Annotated in this window: 13 protein-coding genes; 6 read left to right on the top strand and 7 right to left on the bottom strand. The window is 68.3% G+C overall.

Annotation, left to right across the window (positions count from 1 at the left end):
• Positions 1-14: 14 nt before the first annotated feature.
• The 3 genes from J5J86_RS07895 to J5J86_RS07885 form a co-directional block, all read right to left on the bottom strand.
• Positions 15-1,193, bottom strand: a complete 1,179-nt coding sequence (locus J5J86_RS07895) for an HlyD family secretion protein (RefSeq protein ID WP_209104345.1) — start codon at positions 1,191-1,193, stop codon at positions 15-17.
• Between the two features lie 506 nt (positions 1,194-1,699).
• The gene (locus J5J86_RS07890; protein WP_209104344.1) at positions 1,700-1,912 is read right to left on the bottom strand and encodes a hypothetical protein; all 213 of its coding nucleotides are present in this window, start codon (positions 1,910-1,912) and stop codon (positions 1,700-1,702) included.
• Between the two features lie 88 nt (positions 1,913-2,000).
• Complete coding sequence (locus J5J86_RS07885) at positions 2,001-2,213, bottom strand: hypothetical protein (RefSeq protein WP_209104343.1); 213 nt, start codon at positions 2,211-2,213, stop codon at positions 2,001-2,003.
• A gap of 397 nt (positions 2,214-2,610) precedes the next feature.
• Here J5J86_RS07885 and mnmG point away from each other — a divergent pair, with 397 nt between their 5' ends.
• From mnmG to mutS, 6 genes are all read left to right on the top strand, one after another.
• Complete coding sequence (mnmG, locus tag J5J86_RS07880; RefSeq protein ID WP_209104342.1) at positions 2,611-4,491, top strand: tRNA uridine-5-carboxymethylaminomethyl(34) synthesis enzyme MnmG; 1,881 nt, start codon at positions 2,611-2,613, stop codon at positions 4,489-4,491.
• A gap of 131 nt (positions 4,492-4,622) precedes the next feature.
• Positions 4,623-5,333, top strand: a complete 711-nt coding sequence (rsmG, locus tag J5J86_RS07875) for a 16S rRNA (guanine(527)-N(7))-methyltransferase RsmG (RefSeq protein WP_209104341.1) — start codon at positions 4,623-4,625, stop codon at positions 5,331-5,333.
• Positions 5,326-6,168 carry a ParA family protein gene (locus J5J86_RS07870; RefSeq protein WP_209104340.1) on the top strand — a complete coding sequence of 281 codons (843 nt, stop codon included), beginning with the start codon at positions 5,326-5,328 and terminating at the stop codon, positions 6,166-6,168. Before rsmG ends, J5J86_RS07870 begins: the two co-directional genes overlap by 8 nt.
• A 70-nt stretch (positions 6,169-6,238) precedes the next feature.
• Positions 6,239-7,105: a ParB/RepB/Spo0J family partition protein gene (locus J5J86_RS07865; RefSeq protein ID WP_209104339.1), complete on the top strand. Its 867-nt coding sequence runs from the start codon at positions 6,239-6,241 to the stop codon at positions 7,103-7,105.
• A 146-nt stretch (positions 7,106-7,251) separates the two neighbouring features.
• Entirely contained in the window at positions 7,252-8,922 is a 1,671-nt protein-coding gene (locus J5J86_RS07860) for an inorganic phosphate transporter (protein WP_209104338.1), read from the top strand.
• Positions 8,923-9,019: 97 nt separating this feature from the next.
• Positions 9,020-11,800: a DNA mismatch repair protein MutS gene (gene mutS / locus J5J86_RS07855; protein WP_209104337.1), complete on the top strand. Its 2,781-nt coding sequence runs from the start codon at positions 9,020-9,022 to the stop codon at positions 11,798-11,800.
• Positions 11,801-11,804: 4 nt separating this feature from the next.
• Here mutS and J5J86_RS07850 read toward each other — a convergent pair whose 3' ends face one another.
• The 4 genes from J5J86_RS07850 to bluB form a co-directional block, all read right to left on the bottom strand.
• Positions 11,805-12,044: a hypothetical protein gene (locus tag J5J86_RS07850; RefSeq protein ID WP_209104336.1), complete on the bottom strand. Its 240-nt coding sequence runs from the start codon at positions 12,042-12,044 to the stop codon at positions 11,805-11,807.
• An 84-nt stretch (positions 12,045-12,128) separates the two neighbouring features.
• Positions 12,129-13,397 (bottom strand): diaminopimelate decarboxylase, encoded by a 1,269-nt coding sequence (gene lysA, locus J5J86_RS07845; protein ID WP_209104335.1) that lies wholly within the window; start codon positions 13,395-13,397, stop codon positions 12,129-12,131.
• Between the two features lie 15 nt (positions 13,398-13,412).
• Positions 13,413-13,784, bottom strand: a complete 372-nt coding sequence (gene lptM / locus J5J86_RS24420; RefSeq protein WP_247658224.1) for an LPS translocon maturation chaperone LptM — start codon at positions 13,782-13,784, stop codon at positions 13,413-13,415.
• Positions 13,785-13,966: 182 nt separating this feature from the next.
• On the bottom strand, positions 13,967-14,605 hold the full coding sequence (bluB, locus tag J5J86_RS07835; RefSeq protein WP_209104334.1) for a 5,6-dimethylbenzimidazole synthase: 639 nt from the start codon (positions 14,603-14,605) through the stop codon (positions 13,967-13,969).
• Positions 14,606-14,617: the final 12 nt, after the last annotated feature.

Genomic DNA, 14,617 nt, shown 5'->3' with positions numbered 1-14,617 from the left:
CACGTGAAACATTCTCACCGGGGTGGGAAAGTCACCCGCGCCACCACACCGGAGGCAATGGCATCGCTTGCGCCGGCGGCAACGGGCGGCTCAGGCCGCAGCACCACCAGATAGACCGCCCGGCCGCCGCTCAGATAGGCGGTGAGGTCGGCGTCAAACAGGAGGGTCTCGATCTCCTTGCGGGCGAGCGGCGTCGCCGAGATCTGGGTCACCTTCGCCCGGAGCGGCGCGGGCAAATGGGCATGGGCGGGGACTACCTCGGCGGTCATGCCCGTGCGCACGAGGGGCGCGTCCTGCGCGTCCACCAGGGCATAGACGTTCAGCGTCGGCGCCGTATTGGAGAGGGTCAACAGCACGTCGCGGGGGGTGACGGCGGCGCCGATGGAGATATAGAGGGAATTGACCTGCCCGTCGCGCGGGGCACGAACGTCCTTCATCTCCTCATACTGCCGCTCCAGCGTGGCAAGCCGGGTGGCTTCCTGGTCCACCTGGTCGCGCGCGCGGATCAGGTCCAGCACCTGGCCCTCGCGGGTATCCGCCGTCTTCATCTGGCTTTCCGCCAGATCCACCTGGAGGCGGTTGATGTCCAGGATCATCTGGTCGTAGCGGGTGCGGAACTCGTAATTGGAGAGATTGGTCTCGTGGCCCTTGGCCAGCAGCTTGTTGCGGGCTTCGACGAAGGCGGCGAACTCCTCCTTCTGCTTGCGCAGGATGGCGAGCGCCTCCTCAACCTGGGTGCGGCGGGTGGCTTCCGCCTTCCGCACGGCGCTGTCCAGCTCGTCCACCGCCTTGGTGAGGGTCTGGAGATAGGCCTCCCGCTGGGCCAGCGTCGCGCGGGCCGCGGCGATCTTGCGCTCCACCTCGGGCGAGCGAAGGGTCAGGAGCACCTGCCCCTTCTTCACCAGCTCGTCCATCTCCACGCGGATCTCGTCCACCAGCCCGCTATCGACGGGGAAGATGGGGCGCACCAGATCGCGCAGCGGAGCATCGGGCAGGAAGATGGCGCGGGCGGTGACGGGCGCTGTTGCGGGGGAGGTGGTCTTTTCCTGCGCCTGGGCAGGGGGCAGGAAGCCAAGGCTGGCGGACACCGTCAGTGCCGCGCCAAAGGCGAGCCCCCGGGAGAGGCGCCCGCGCGCCGGTGCCTTGATCCCACAACCGGCCGTCCGCCGGCCATTCGCCTGTCTGCCGCTCATCATCCGCCCCCGTCTGCCGGCACAGGCCGGCTGCGGTAGGACATTAAGGCGGCGCCTTTCACCCGTCGAGAGCGGGGACTTGGCCGTAAGAGAGCGGGCCTTAAGAAAACCGGCCGTCAGAAAGGAGCGTGGCGGGCTGGGCTCGCCCGTTGCGCGTCCCAAGGCGGGGCGGCCGGCTCCTGTTCACGCGTTGCCCTCACGCGAACCGGTTTCCCGTTCGCAGGGTGTACCCCCTGTCGCTCAGAACAAATTGCCGAACCAGGTCTTGATGCCCTGCCAGGCATCCTGGCGCTCTTGCCGGTCGGCCTTGTCGCGCTCGCGCTGTTCCGGCGTGCGGGGGCCATGATTGATCAGGACACCACCGCTGACCTGGGCCTCCTGCTCGGAGGTCAGGGGGCGGGGTGCGAGATCTGGATTCGTGTGCCTGGTCTGGGCCGTGGGTTCGCTTCCTTGGGAAAGGGGTCCTTATGCCCCTCCGGGGGCTCTGTCGGGAGGCGAGGTGCAACTCAGAACAGGTTGCTGAACCAGGCCTTGATGCTCTGCCACTGCTTTTCGCTCGCGCGCGCCACCTTGTCGGCTTGCTCGTCGTTCGCGCCCCAGATGACGGTGAGTTGGCCGGCGACCACACGTTCCTGCTGCTCTGGCGAGAGTGGGGTCGCGTCGGCTGCGGCGTTGGGTGCGCCGGAGAGGGGAGGGTGGGCCCGTGCAAGTTGGGTCATGGCTGCTTCCTTCAGAACAAGGAGGGCGATTGGGATCGCGTGTCCGGAATTGGGGAGGGCTCAGCGGAAGAGCCCACTCATGAGGTGGCTATTTCTTCTTCCCGTGGTCCGCGTCCCACCCATTCAGGCGCATGATGGGTGCGCGCTGGGCCTCGGGAAAGACCTTCGGGTTGATGGGAAAGCCCCCCGCCACGTCCGCGCCTTCCTCTGCGGTGAGGGGCCGGCCGTCGGATGCGGTGTCGGCCTGCGTCTGAACACCGGGGGCGCCTTGCGCGGAGAGGCCATTGGGATCGGTGGTCATGGTCGCGCTCTCCAGCTTTGGGCGGCGGCTTGCGGACGCCTCATCGAATGGCCCGTCTTCTTGCGCCAGAATGGGGCAACTTCCCAACGCTCTCAAGACAAAAGCATGGAGAAGACAAGATGTCTTCTTTCGGGGACTTTCGTTTTCGCCAAAATGACGGGATATGCCCCAGGGGCGGTGAAGAAGGGGAGATGGACGCACTCCGCTCTTCTTGGTCACGACATGGTTTTGTTATGAAGTCTTTCAATGGCGGCGCTGCCGCCCCGCGTTCGTGCGGCGGACGGGGGATTGCCGCCTTGACCGCGCCGCGAAACTGGGTTTCCTCCTCCCGCAAGCGATGAAAAGCCATGCGTCCCAAGGGGCGGCGCGTGGCGGAAGGCGGAAGGGACGGCGCTCCATGGGAGCTGCGATGATGTTCGACGTGATGGTGGTGGGCGGTGGCCATGCGGGGTGCGAGGCGGCGGCGGCGGCCGCGCGGCTCGGCGCGCGCACGGCGCTTGTCACCCATTCCGCCGCCACCATCGGCGCCATGTCCTGCAATCCGGCCATTGGCGGGCTCGGCAAGGGGCATCTGGTGCGCGAGGTGGATGCGCTCGACGGCCTCATGGGCCGGGTGGCGGACCAGGGCGGCATCCAGTTCCGTCTCCTCAACCGCCGAAAGGGCCCGGCCGTGCGCGGCCCCCGCGCCCAGGCGGACCGCAAGCTCTATGCCCGTGCCATGCAGGCAGCGCTCGCCGAGGAGGGAAACCTCACCATCCTGGAAGGGGAGGCGGACGACCTCATTGTCACCGAGGGGCGCGTCACCGGCCTCATCCTGGCGGATGGGCGCAGCTATGCCTGCGGGGCGGTGGTGCTGACCACCGGCACCTTCCTCAATGGCCTCATCCATATGGGCGAGGTGCAGATCCCCGCCGGCCGCATCGGCGAGAAGCCGGCGCTGGGCCTTTCCCATGCATTGGCGCGGCTGGGATTGTCCCTTGGTCGGCTCAAGACCGGCACGCCGCCCCGCCTCGATGGCACCTCTATCGACTGGGCCAGCCTGGAGATGCAGCCGGGGGACGAGGACCCCGAGCCCTTCTCCGCGCTCACAACCCATCTGCCCAATCCCCAGGTGGAATGCGGCATCACCCGCACCACCACCGCCACCCATGATGTGATCCGCGCCAATCTTTCCCGCTCGGCCATGTATTCCGGCCGCATCGAGAGCACCGGGCCGCGTTATTGCCCGTCCATCGAGGACAAGGTGGTGCGCTTCGGCGACCGGGACGGCCACCAGATCTTCCTGGAGCCGGAAGGGCTCGACGACGACACCATCTATCCCAACGGCATGTCCACCTCCCTGCCGGAGGAGGTGCAGCATCTGTTCCTCGCCACCATTCCGGGCCTGGAACAGGTGCGGGTGAAGCGGCCGGGCTATGCCATCGAATATGACCATGTGGACCCGCGCGAGCTTGCCGCCACCCTGGAGGTGAAGCGCGCGCCCGGCCTGTTCCTGGCCGGCCAGATCAACGGCACCACGGGCTATGAGGAAGCCGCCGCCCAGGGGCTCATCGCCGGCCTCAACGCCGCCCGCCGCGCCGGGGGCGGGGAGGGGATCGTGATCGACCGGGCGGAAGGGTATCTCGGCGTCATGGTGGACGATCTCGTCACCCGCGGCGTCACCGAGCCCTATCGCATGTTCACCTCGCGGGCTGAATATCGCCTGACGTTGCGCGCCGACAATGCGGATCAGCGCCTGACCCCGCGCGGCCTGGCGCTCGGCCTCGTGGGCGAAAAGCGCCGCGCCGTGTTCGAGGCCCGCATGGCGGCGCTGGAGGCGGCGCGGGCGCAGGCTCTTTCCTTGTCGCTCACCCCCAATGAGGCGGCGGCCCATGGCCTCGTCCTCAACAAGGACGGCCAGCGCCGCACCGCCTCCGACCTGCTTGCCTATCCCGACACGGATCTGGCGCGCCTGGCCCGCATCTGGCCGGAACTCTCCGCCATCCCCGCGCCCATCGCCGCGCAATTGGAGACGGACGCCAAATATGCTGTTTATCTGGATCGTCAGGCGGCGGACATCGCCACGCTGCGCCGCGACGAGAGCCTGATCCTGCCGGATGATTTGACCTACACCGACCTGCCGGGCCTCTCCAACGAGCTGAAGCAGAAGCTCGCCCGCGTCCGCCCCCGCACGGTGGGGCAGGCGGGCCGCATGGAGGGCATGACGCCGGCGGCCCTCGCCTTGCTCGTCACCTATGCCCGGCGGCAGGGGGCGGCGGCGCGGGCGGTGGAGGGGTAGGACATCTTTTGTGAATCCTGGGGACGGTAACCGTTAGCTGGCCTCCGCGCGGCGGCGCGGAGGAACAAGGGCGCGGAGGGTCGATCTTTAAGCCGTGATCTGCGATCCTCCGGGCCAGTTCGGAGCATGTCATGGCGGGCAAAGAGCGGGTTTTGAGCGGGCGGGACGAGGTGGCGGGGAACGTTTCACGTGAAACATTGGCCCGGCTCGACATCCTCGCGGACCTGCTAACCAAATGGCAGAAAACGATAAATCTCGTCGCGCCCGCCACGGTGCCGGACCTCTGGCGCCGCCACATCGCCGATTCGCTCCAGCTCGTTTCCCTTGTTCCGTCCTCTGTTTCCGCCTGGACCGACCTCGGCTCCGGCGGCGGATTCCCCGGCCTTGTGGTCGCAGCGGTGCTGGCCGAGCGGGACTCTGCCCATGTGGAACTGGTGGAGAGCGACACCCGCAAGGCGGCCTTCCTGCGGGAAGCCAGCCGCCAGGCGGACCTGCCCGTCACCGTCCATCCGCAGCGGATTGAGAAGGTGGCGCAGGCGCTTGCGCCCGGCTGCCAGGTGGTCTCCGCCCGCGCGCTCGCGCCCTTGCCCAAGCTTTTGGAACTGTCCGAACCCTTTTTCGCCGCGGGGGCTGTGGGCCTCTTTCCCAAAGGCCGCGATTGGGAGCGCGAATTGACCGAGGCGCGCAAAGACTGGACACTCGACGTCGAGCTCCAGCCGAGCCGGGTCGAGTCCGAGGGACGCATCCTCCTGGTACGGCATCTGGAGAAAGCGGCCTCTACGCCCCCATCCGCCATTTCGGCCGCCGGGGCGGCATCATGCGGAAACGCGCCACATGACTGATCATCCGTCCACCGCCCCCATCACCGGAGGCGTCACGCCGCGCATTCTTGCCCTCGCAAACCAGAAGGGCGGAGTGGGCAAGACCACGACAGCCATCAATCTGGGCACCGCCCTCGCTGCCATCGGCGAGACCGTGCTGGTGGTGGACCTGGACCCCCAGGGCAATGCCTCCACGGGCCTCGGCATCGAGCGCTCGCGCCGGCGCCTGTCCACCTATGACGTCCTGTGCGGCGAGGCCACCTTGCGCGAGACCGTGCAGGAGACGGGCGTGCCCTCGCTTTATGTGGCGCCCTCGACCCTGGACCTGTCGGGCCTCGAACTGGAGATCGCCAGCGAGCGCGACCGCGCCTTCCGCCTGCGCAATGCCCTCAAGGCGCTGGCCGAGGATGCGAACGGCCCGCGCTTTTCCTATGTGCTGATCGACTGCCCGCCCTCCTTGTCGCTCATCACGGTGAACGCCATGGCGGCGGCCCACGCCATATTGGTGCCGCTCCAGTGCGAATTCTTTGCCCTGGAGGGCCTCTCCCAATTGCTGAAGACCGTGGAGCAGGTGCGCGGCGCGCTCAATCCGGAGCTGATTATCCACGGCATCGTGCTGACCATGTATGATGCCCGCAACAACCTGTCCGACCAGGTGATGCAGGATGTCCGGCAATTCATGGGCGACAAGGTCTATGAGACGGTCATCCCGCGCAATGTGCGGGTCTCGGAGGCGCCGTCCTATGGCAAGCCGGTGCTGCTCTATGACCTGAAATGCGCGGGCTCGCAGGCCTATCTGCGGCTCGCCTCGGAAGTGATCCAGCGCGAGCGGGCGGCGCGGGCGGTGGCGGCCTGAGGCCGCCTTCGCTCTTTGACTTGAACGGGATGGCGGCGGTTTCGGCCGCGGCAGGAGAGGGACCCTCAACATGGCGGAAGAAGGCCGCTCGCGGCTCGGGCGGGGATTGGCGGCACTGATCGGCGACATGGGCGGCGACGATGCCCGCCCCGCCCCGGTGCAGAAGGGCGCCGGCGTGCGCAAGGTGCCGATCGAGTTCGTCCGCCCCAGCCCGCGCAATCCGCGCCGCACCTTTCTGGAGGAGGGGCTGGAGGATCTGACCGCCTCGGTGAAGGAAAAGGGCATCATCCAGCCGATCGTGGTCCGCACCATCGGCCCGAACGCGTTCGAGATCGTCGCCGGCGAGCGCCGCTGGCGCGCCGCCCAGCGGGCCGCGCTCCACGAGGTGCCCGTGGTGGTGGTGGAGCTGAACGACCGGGAGGCGCTGGAAGTCGCCATCATCGAGAATGTGCAGCGCTCCGACCTCAACCCGCTGGAAGAAGCCCAGGGCTACGAGGCCCTGATGGCCGAGTTTTCCTATACCCAGCAGGACCTCTCCAAGGTCATCGGCAAGAGCCGCAGCCACATCGCCAACACGCTGCGCCTCATGAAGCTGCCCGAGCAGGTGAAGACCTATGTGGCAGACGGCCGCCTCACCGCCGGCCATGCCCGCGCGCTGCTGACCCATGACGATCCCGCCCGCATCGCCCGCGAGGTGGTGGAGAAGGGCCTCAATGTGCGCGACGTTGAGGCCCTCGCCAAGGTGAAGACCGCCGTGGCCAGCGCCTCCCGTCCCGCCGAGAAGGATGCCGACACCCGCGCGGTGGAGCGCCGCCTCGCCGAGGCCCTGGGGCTGAAGGTGCAGCTCCAGACCAAGGGGGAGGGGGGTGAATTGCGCATCCGCTATTCCGACCTCGACCAGCTGGACCTTTTGTGCCGCAAGCTCGGCCTGGAGTGAAGCCGGACCCGCTCCGAGGAGCGGCGGATGAGCGTGGCGGGGGCCGAGCCGGGTTGGAGCGCTGGCCGCCCTGACTTGACCACGCCCGCCACGTCGCCGCGACAGCTTGCCCGACGTCATTTGGGCGTCACCACCTTGAGCCAAGCATGGCCCGATCATATGGCTGGCCGGGTGCCGAGGGGGGCTACGTGGCGCATAGTGCAACTCATGGGGCGGGTCACAAATCGACCGCCCATTCTCCCAAGCCAGGTGCCCGCTTCGAGCGGGAGCAGAGCCTGCGCGAAGTCTTCATCTTCTTCGCCGTCCTGCTGGGAGGACTTGCCTATGTGGCCTGGTCCATCTGGTCGGACATCCAGCGGGCGGATGTGGGCGTGCTCACCTTCGCGCCTTTCCTGCTGCTGTTCCTCGCCCTGCTGATCGCGCTCGGCTTCGAGTTCGTCAACGGCTTCCACGACACCGCCAATGCGGTGGCCACCGTCATCTATACCAACAGCCTGCCGGCCCATTTCGCCGTGGTCTGGTCGGGCTGCTGGAACTTCATTGGCGTGCTGGTCTCCTCGGGCGCGGTGGCCTTCGGCATCATCTCGCTGCTGCCTGTGGAGCTGATCCTGAATGTGGGCTCCAGCGCCGGCATGGCCATGGTGTTCTCGCTGCTGGTGGCGGCCATTCTTTGGAATCTCGGCACCTGGTATCTGGGCTTGCCTGCCTCCTCCTCCCACACCCTCATCGGCTCCATCATCGGGGTGGGCCTCGCCAACCAGCTCATGCACACCGCCGACGGCACCGCCGGGGTGGATTGGGGGCAGGCCGCCAATGTGGGCTATTCCCTCCTCTTGTCGCCGGTGGTGGGCTTCGTCGCGGCGGGCCTGCTGCTGGTCACCATGAAGGTCCTGGTGAAAAACCCTGCCCTTTATCGCGCGCCGAAGGAAAACCATGCCCCGCCATGGTGGATCCGCGGCCTTCTGGTGGTCACCTGCACCGGCGTGTCCTTCGCCCACGGCTCCAATGATGGCCAGAAGGGCATGGGCCTCATCATGCTGATCCTGATCGGCATCGTGCCCACCGCCTATGCGCTCAACCGCGCGGTGGACCCGGCGGATGTGGCCCAGTTCCGCGCTTTGGCGCAGGCGACCCAGGTCTCGCTGCTGGCGAGCCAGCCGGGCGCAGCCCCCGTGGCGGATCCGCGCGCCGTGCTCACCACCTTCGTGGGCGACCGCAAGGTGCAGCCGGACACCGTGCCGGCGCTGGCCGCGGTGGCAGGCGAGATTGCGCAGCTGGTGGCGACCCACAATTCGCTCTCGCAGGTGCCTGCGGCGGCGGTGCCGAACATGCGCAATGACATGTATCTGGCGTCCGAGACCATCGCCATCATGCAGCGCATGCAGGCCCCGAGCTTCGATGCGCAGACCACCCAGAACCTCATCGCCTTCAAGCGCTCGCTGGACGAGGCCACCAAGTTCATCCCGCTCTGGGTGAAGGTGGCGGTGGCCATCGCGCTGGGCCTCGGCACCATGGTGGGCTGGAAGCGCATCGTGGTGACGGTGGGCGAGAAGATCGGCAAGTCCCACCTGACCTATGCGCAGGGTGGGGCGGCCGAGCTTGTGGCCATGGGCACCATCCTGGCGGCCGACCATTACGGCCTGCCGGTCTCCACCACCCACGTCCTGTCTTCGGGCGTTGCTGGCACCATGGCGGCCAATCATTCGGGCCTGCAATGGTCCACCGTGCGCAACCTCGCCATGGCCTGGGTGCTCACCCTTCCCGCCGCCATCGTCCTGGCGGGCGGCATCTACGTCCTGCTGCTCCAGATTTTCTGACCTGGCCGTGCGCCGGCCGCGGCGGCCGGCGCACTTTCCTGTCGAACACGGGGCGGGCGGCGCTGACAGGGCGCTCCCGCCCCGTTAGCTTTCGGCCATGATCCCACAGGCCGCCGACCTCACAGACGCCCCGGACGCCACACCGGACGATGCCCCTCCGGCCGCTGGCGCCCCGCCCGCCACCGCCCGCGCCGACGAGGGCCGCGTGACGCCGGTCATGGCCCAATATATCGAGATCAAGGCGGCCAATCCGGACTGCCTGCTCTTCTACCGGATGGGCGATTTCTACGAGCTGTTCTTCGAGGATGCCGAGAAGGCGTCCCAGGCGCTCGGCATCGTGCTCACCAAGCGCGGCAAGCATATGGGCGAGGACATCCCCATGTGCGGCGTGCCCATCTCCCGCTCGGATGAATATCTCCACAAGCTCATCGCCCTGGGCTTCCGGGTGGCGGTGTGCGAGCAGTTGGAAGACCCCGCCGAGGCGCGCAAGCGCGGCGCCAAGGCGGTGGTGCGGCGCGACGTGACGCGCCTCGTGACCCCGGGAACCCTTACCGAGGATGCGCTGCTGGATGCCAAGCGCGAGAATGTCCTCCTGGCGGTGGCCCGCACCCGGGCGGGCGGGGAGGACGAGCATGCCTACGGCCTCGCCTTCACCGACGTGTCCACCGGCACCTTCCGTGTGGCGGCGAGCCGCAAGGAGCAGCTGGCGGCCGATATCGCCCGCATCGACCCGGCCGAGGTGCTGGTCTCCGATGCCCTGTTCGAGGATGGCGAATTGCGCGAGCTGTGGCGCGAATTGCCGGCGGTCACGCCGCTCCCGCGCCAGAGCTTCGAGGGGGCCGGGGCCGAGCATCGCCTCGCCGCCTTCTTCGCTGTGAAGACCCTGGAGGCCTTCGGCACCTTCACCCGCGCCGAACTGATCGCCGCCGCCGCCATCGTCGCCTATGTGGAGCGCACCCAACTGGGCGCTCGCCCGGCGCTTGCCCCGCCCAGCCGCGAGGCCGATGGCGGGTCCATGCTCATCGATGCCGGCACCCGCACCAATCTGGAACTGACCCGCACCACGTCCGGCGAGCGGCGCGGCTCTCTGCTGGCGGCCGTCGACCGCACCGTGACCGCCGCCGGTGCCCGTCTCCTGGCCCGGCGCATCGGCGAGCCGCTCACCGACCTTGCCGCCATCCGCGACCGGCATGACGCGGTGGAATTCCTGGTGGAGGATACCGGCCTCACGGCGGCCTTGCGCCAGCGCCTCGCCCGCGCGCCGGATCTCGCCCGCGCCCTGTCGCGCCTCTCGCTGGGACGCGGGAGCCCGCGCGATCTCGCCGCCATCGGCCAAGGCCTGGAAGAGGGCTTCGCCCTCGCCGCCGCCTTTCCACCCGACGCCCCCGCCGATCTGCGGGCCTGCGCCACCCGCCTCGCCAAGGGAGATTCGGGCCTTGCGGGGGAGTTGGCCTCCGCCATCGCGGACGAGCCGCCCCCCAACCGCCGCGATGGCGGCTTCATCCGCCCCGGCTACGACTTCGACCTCGATCAGACCCGCGCCCTGAGGGATGAGAGCCGGCGCGTGGTGGCGGCGCTGGAGAAGCGCTATTGCGAGGAGACGGGCATCCGCTCCCTCAAGATCCGGCACAATGCGGTGCTCGGTTATTTCGTGGAGGTGACCGCGCAGAATGCCGACCGGCTGCGGGAGGATCCCTTCGCCGGCACTTTCGTGCATCGCCAGACGCTGGCCGGCGCGGTGCGCTTCACTTCGGTGGAGCTGGGCGAGCTGGAAAGCCGCATCGCCAGCGCCGGTGAGCGGGCGCTGGCTTTGGAGCAGCAGATTTTCGACCGCCTCGCCGCCGCCGTGGTGGAGCAGACCGACGCCATCCGCGCCGCCGCCGAGGCGCTCGCCGAACTGGACGTGATTGCTGGCCTTGCCAAGCTCGCCGTGGACGAGCGCTATGTGCGTCCGCACATGAGCGAGGCGGTGGACTTCCAGGTGGAAGGCGGCCGTCATCCGGTGGTGGAGCAGGCGCTCTCCCGCTCGGGTGGGCCGTTCGTGGCCAATGATTGCGACCTCTCGCCCCCGGTGGAGGGTGACGCGCGGGGCCGCATCGTCCTGGTGACGGGTCCGAACATGGCCGGCAAGTCCACCTTCCTGCGCCAGAACGCCCTCATTGCAGTGCTGGCCCAGGCGGGCGCCTTCGTGCCGGCGCGGGCGGCTCGGCTCGGCATCGTGGATCGGCTCTTCTCGCGGGTGGGTGCGGCTGACGACCTGGCGCGGGGACGCTCCACCTTCATGGTGGAGATGGTGGAAACGGCCGCCATCTTGAACCAGGCCACCCCGCGCTCCCTCGTAATCCTGGACGAGATCGGGCGCGGCACCGCCACGTTCGACGGCATGTCCATCGCCTGGGCGAGCCTTGAGCATCTGCACGAGGTCAATGGCTGCCGGGCCCTGTTCGCCACCCATTTTCACGAATTGACCGCGCTCTCCCAGCGCTGCCGGCGCTTGGCCAATGCCACCGTGAAGGTGACCGAGTGGCAGGGCGACGTGGTTTTCCTCCACGAAGTGGTGCCCGGCGCGGCCGACCGCTCCTATGGCATCCAGGTGGCCAAGCTCGCCGGCCTGCCGCCGGCCGTCATCGCGCGGGCGAAGTCTGTGCTGGCGGAACTTGAGGCGGCGGACCGGGCCTCGCCGGCCCAGAAGCTGGTGGACGAATTGCCCTTGTTCGCGGCGGCCCGCCGGCCGGTCTCGGTGGTGACTGAGGCCGTGCCGGAAGATGATCCGGCGCGCGAGGCCCTTGATGCCATCGATCCGGATGGGCTGACCCCCCGCGAGGCGCTGGAGGTGCTCTATCGGCTCAAAGCGTTGCGGCAGCAGGCACGCAATTGAGCGCTCAAGCCGGCTGGAACGTCAGGACCGCCAGGACCATTGCCGCGACCCCCATGGCCGCCACGATGAGAAACCACAGGTGCCAGGACGGTTCAAATTCGGAGGCAGAGCCAACGTCCTCCAGGCCTTCATAGCCTTCCAGGCGCCCGGCGGAGGTGCCCCGCCCATACGCTGGCTCCGACTGGGCCAGCGAAGGGGATGGGCCAGCCCGGCGCCGCTCGCGCTGCGCGTCAGAATGGTTCATCGCTGTCTCCTCTGAAACCCCAACACGGTCGTGGTGGCCGGGGTTCCACGCAGTGGCGACAGCAGGAGGACGGGCGCTCCCGGCTCAGCCGAGCCAGGGGGCCGTGCGATCGAGGGCGATGATGTCCTGCGCGGACAGGCGGGGCCGCACCACGGCCGCCTCTGCGCCGCGCACCAGCACTTCGGGCACCAGGGCCCTTGTATTGTAGGTGCAGGCCTGCACCGCGCCGTAGGCGCCGGCCGTCATCACAGCCACCAGGTCGCCGGGCTGAAGGTCGGGCAAGGTGCGCGCCAGCGCCAGATAGTCGCCGGTCTCGCAGACCGGGCCCACCACATCCACCACCGCTTTTGGCGCGCCCTCGGGGGCGGCCTGGACGGGGAGGATGTCGTGATAGGCCTCATAGAGTGTCGGCCGGATGAGGTCGTTCATGGCCGCATCCACGATGACAAAGGTCTTGCCCTCGCCCTTCTTCACATAAAGCACGCGGGTGACCAGAATGCCCGCATTGGCCACGATCATGCGGCCCATCTCGAAGATCAGCGGCAGCTTGATGTCGCCCAGCGCCCGGTTCACCACCGCCGCATAGGCGTCCGGCGTCGGGGGCAGGGGGTCTTCGGGCGCATAGGGCACGCCGAGGCCGCCGCCGAGATCGAGATGGTGCAGCTTGTGGCCGTTGCCCATCAGATCGCGCGCCAGCTCCGCCATCAGCAGGGTGGCATTCTCGAACGGGGCGAGATCGGTGATCTGGCTGCCGATATGCATGTCGATGCCGGCCACCTGAAGGCCCGGCAGGCGTGCGGCATCCTCATAGACCTCCCGGGCGCGGGAAATGGGAATGCCGAACTTGGTCTCGGACTTGCCGGTGGAAATCTTGGCGTGGGTGCGGGCATCCACGTCCGGATTGACCCGCAGCGACACCCGCGCCATGGCGTTAAGACTGGTGGCGACCTCGGACAGCGCCTCCAGTTCCGGCTCGCTCTCCACGTTGAAGCACAGGATGCCGGCATCGAGCGCATCCGCCATTTCCTGCCGTGTCTTGCCGACGCCGGAAAAGACGATGCGCTCCGCCTTCACGCCGCCGGCCAGCGCCCGCTTCAACTCGCCGCCCGACACGATGTCCGCGCCCGCGCCAAGGCGGGCGAGCGTGGCGATGACGGACTGGTTGGAATTGGCCTTCAGGGCGTAGCACAAGGTCACGTCGCGACCCGCAAAGGCCTGCGTGAACACCCGATAATGCCGCTCCAGCGTGGCGGTGGAATAGCAATAGAAGGGCGTGCCCACCTTGGTGGCGAGCGCGGCCAGGTCGACGTCCTCGGCGTGGAGCCGGCCGTCGCGATAGTCGAAATGGTGCATGGAGCGAACCCGCCCTCAGAGCAGGAAATCGAGGAAGAAGGGCTTCTTGGCCGTGGCCGGGTTGGTGGCGCCGCCTTTGGGCGCCGGACGGGAGACCGAATCCCCGGGCGTGTTGGGCGGCACATAGGTATAGGTGGCGGCCGGATTGGCCCCCCAGGCCACCTCGCCCTCCTGCGTGACCTCCCTTGCCTCGCTGGTGGGTGAATTGGGCATGTTGGTGGCGGTGGGGCGGGCTGGACCCGTAGCCGCCGGCGTCGCCTGGCCGGCTGCGCCCTGTGTGCCGCTGGCCTGCGGATTCGGCGGCGGTTCCAGCGGCCCCTTCACGCCGCAGGCGGCAAGCGCGAGCGCGAGAGCGGCGACCAGGGGAAGGGTGTGGCGCAATTGCACGTCCGGCGATCCTGCAAAATTCGAGCCCCAATATAGCGACGGCGCCGCCAAAGGCGAGCCCCGCACTGCAAGAGAAGGCCGGCCGATGCATCCATGTGTCACTCCGCCGGTTCAAGATCGCCTGAGCCCGAGCCAGCTGCCGCGCTGAAAGTGGTGGGAGAAACGCCCTTGAAGCGGAAAGCCTATCGGCGCAGAAGGCCTCCCTGCGCCTGACGACGCTCCCAGGCGAGCCGCTCCAGGGCTGGCGTGTCGCTCTCCTCCACCGGATAGCCGATGCAGAAATATCCAATGAAGTGCCAGCCGGCGGGCACATCCAGGATTTCACCGATCCGGGCAGGATCGAGTATGGAAACCCAGCCGACCCCGATGCCCTCGGCCCGCGCCGCGAGCCAGAGGGTGTGCACCGCCATGACGGCCGAATAGTCGATGGTTTCCGGCATGGTCAGCCGCCCGAGCTTATGCCCCTGCAGGGTGTCCCGGTCTGCGAACACTGCCAGGTGGCAGGGGGCATCGTCGAGGCCGGCGAGCTTCAAGCGGGCATAGGAGGAAGCCCGTTCTGGATCCTGCCGCCGGAGCGCCTCCCCATTGCACGCCTCGAAGCACGCCCGAACCTCGGCCCGGCGGGCGGCATTGTCGACGGCGACGAAGCGCCAGGGCTGGCTGAGGCCGACCGAAGGGGCGAGGGTGGCGACCCCCACGAGCCGCTCCAGCGTGCCATCCGGCAGCGGTCGCGCCTGGAAGGCACGCACATCCCGCCGCCAGACCAGGAGGTCCAGCAGCCTTGCTCGGAAGGCGTCGTCGAAATCAGGCGGCTCGGCCATGGGGTGGCCTCT

This window comes from Aquabacter sp. L1I39 (genome assembly GCF_017742835.1).
GTDB lineage: Bacteria > Pseudomonadota > Alphaproteobacteria > Rhizobiales > Xanthobacteraceae > L1I39.
The sequence above is the reverse complement of the archived record's forward strand: the minus strand, read 5'-3'. Positions and strand labels throughout refer to the sequence as shown.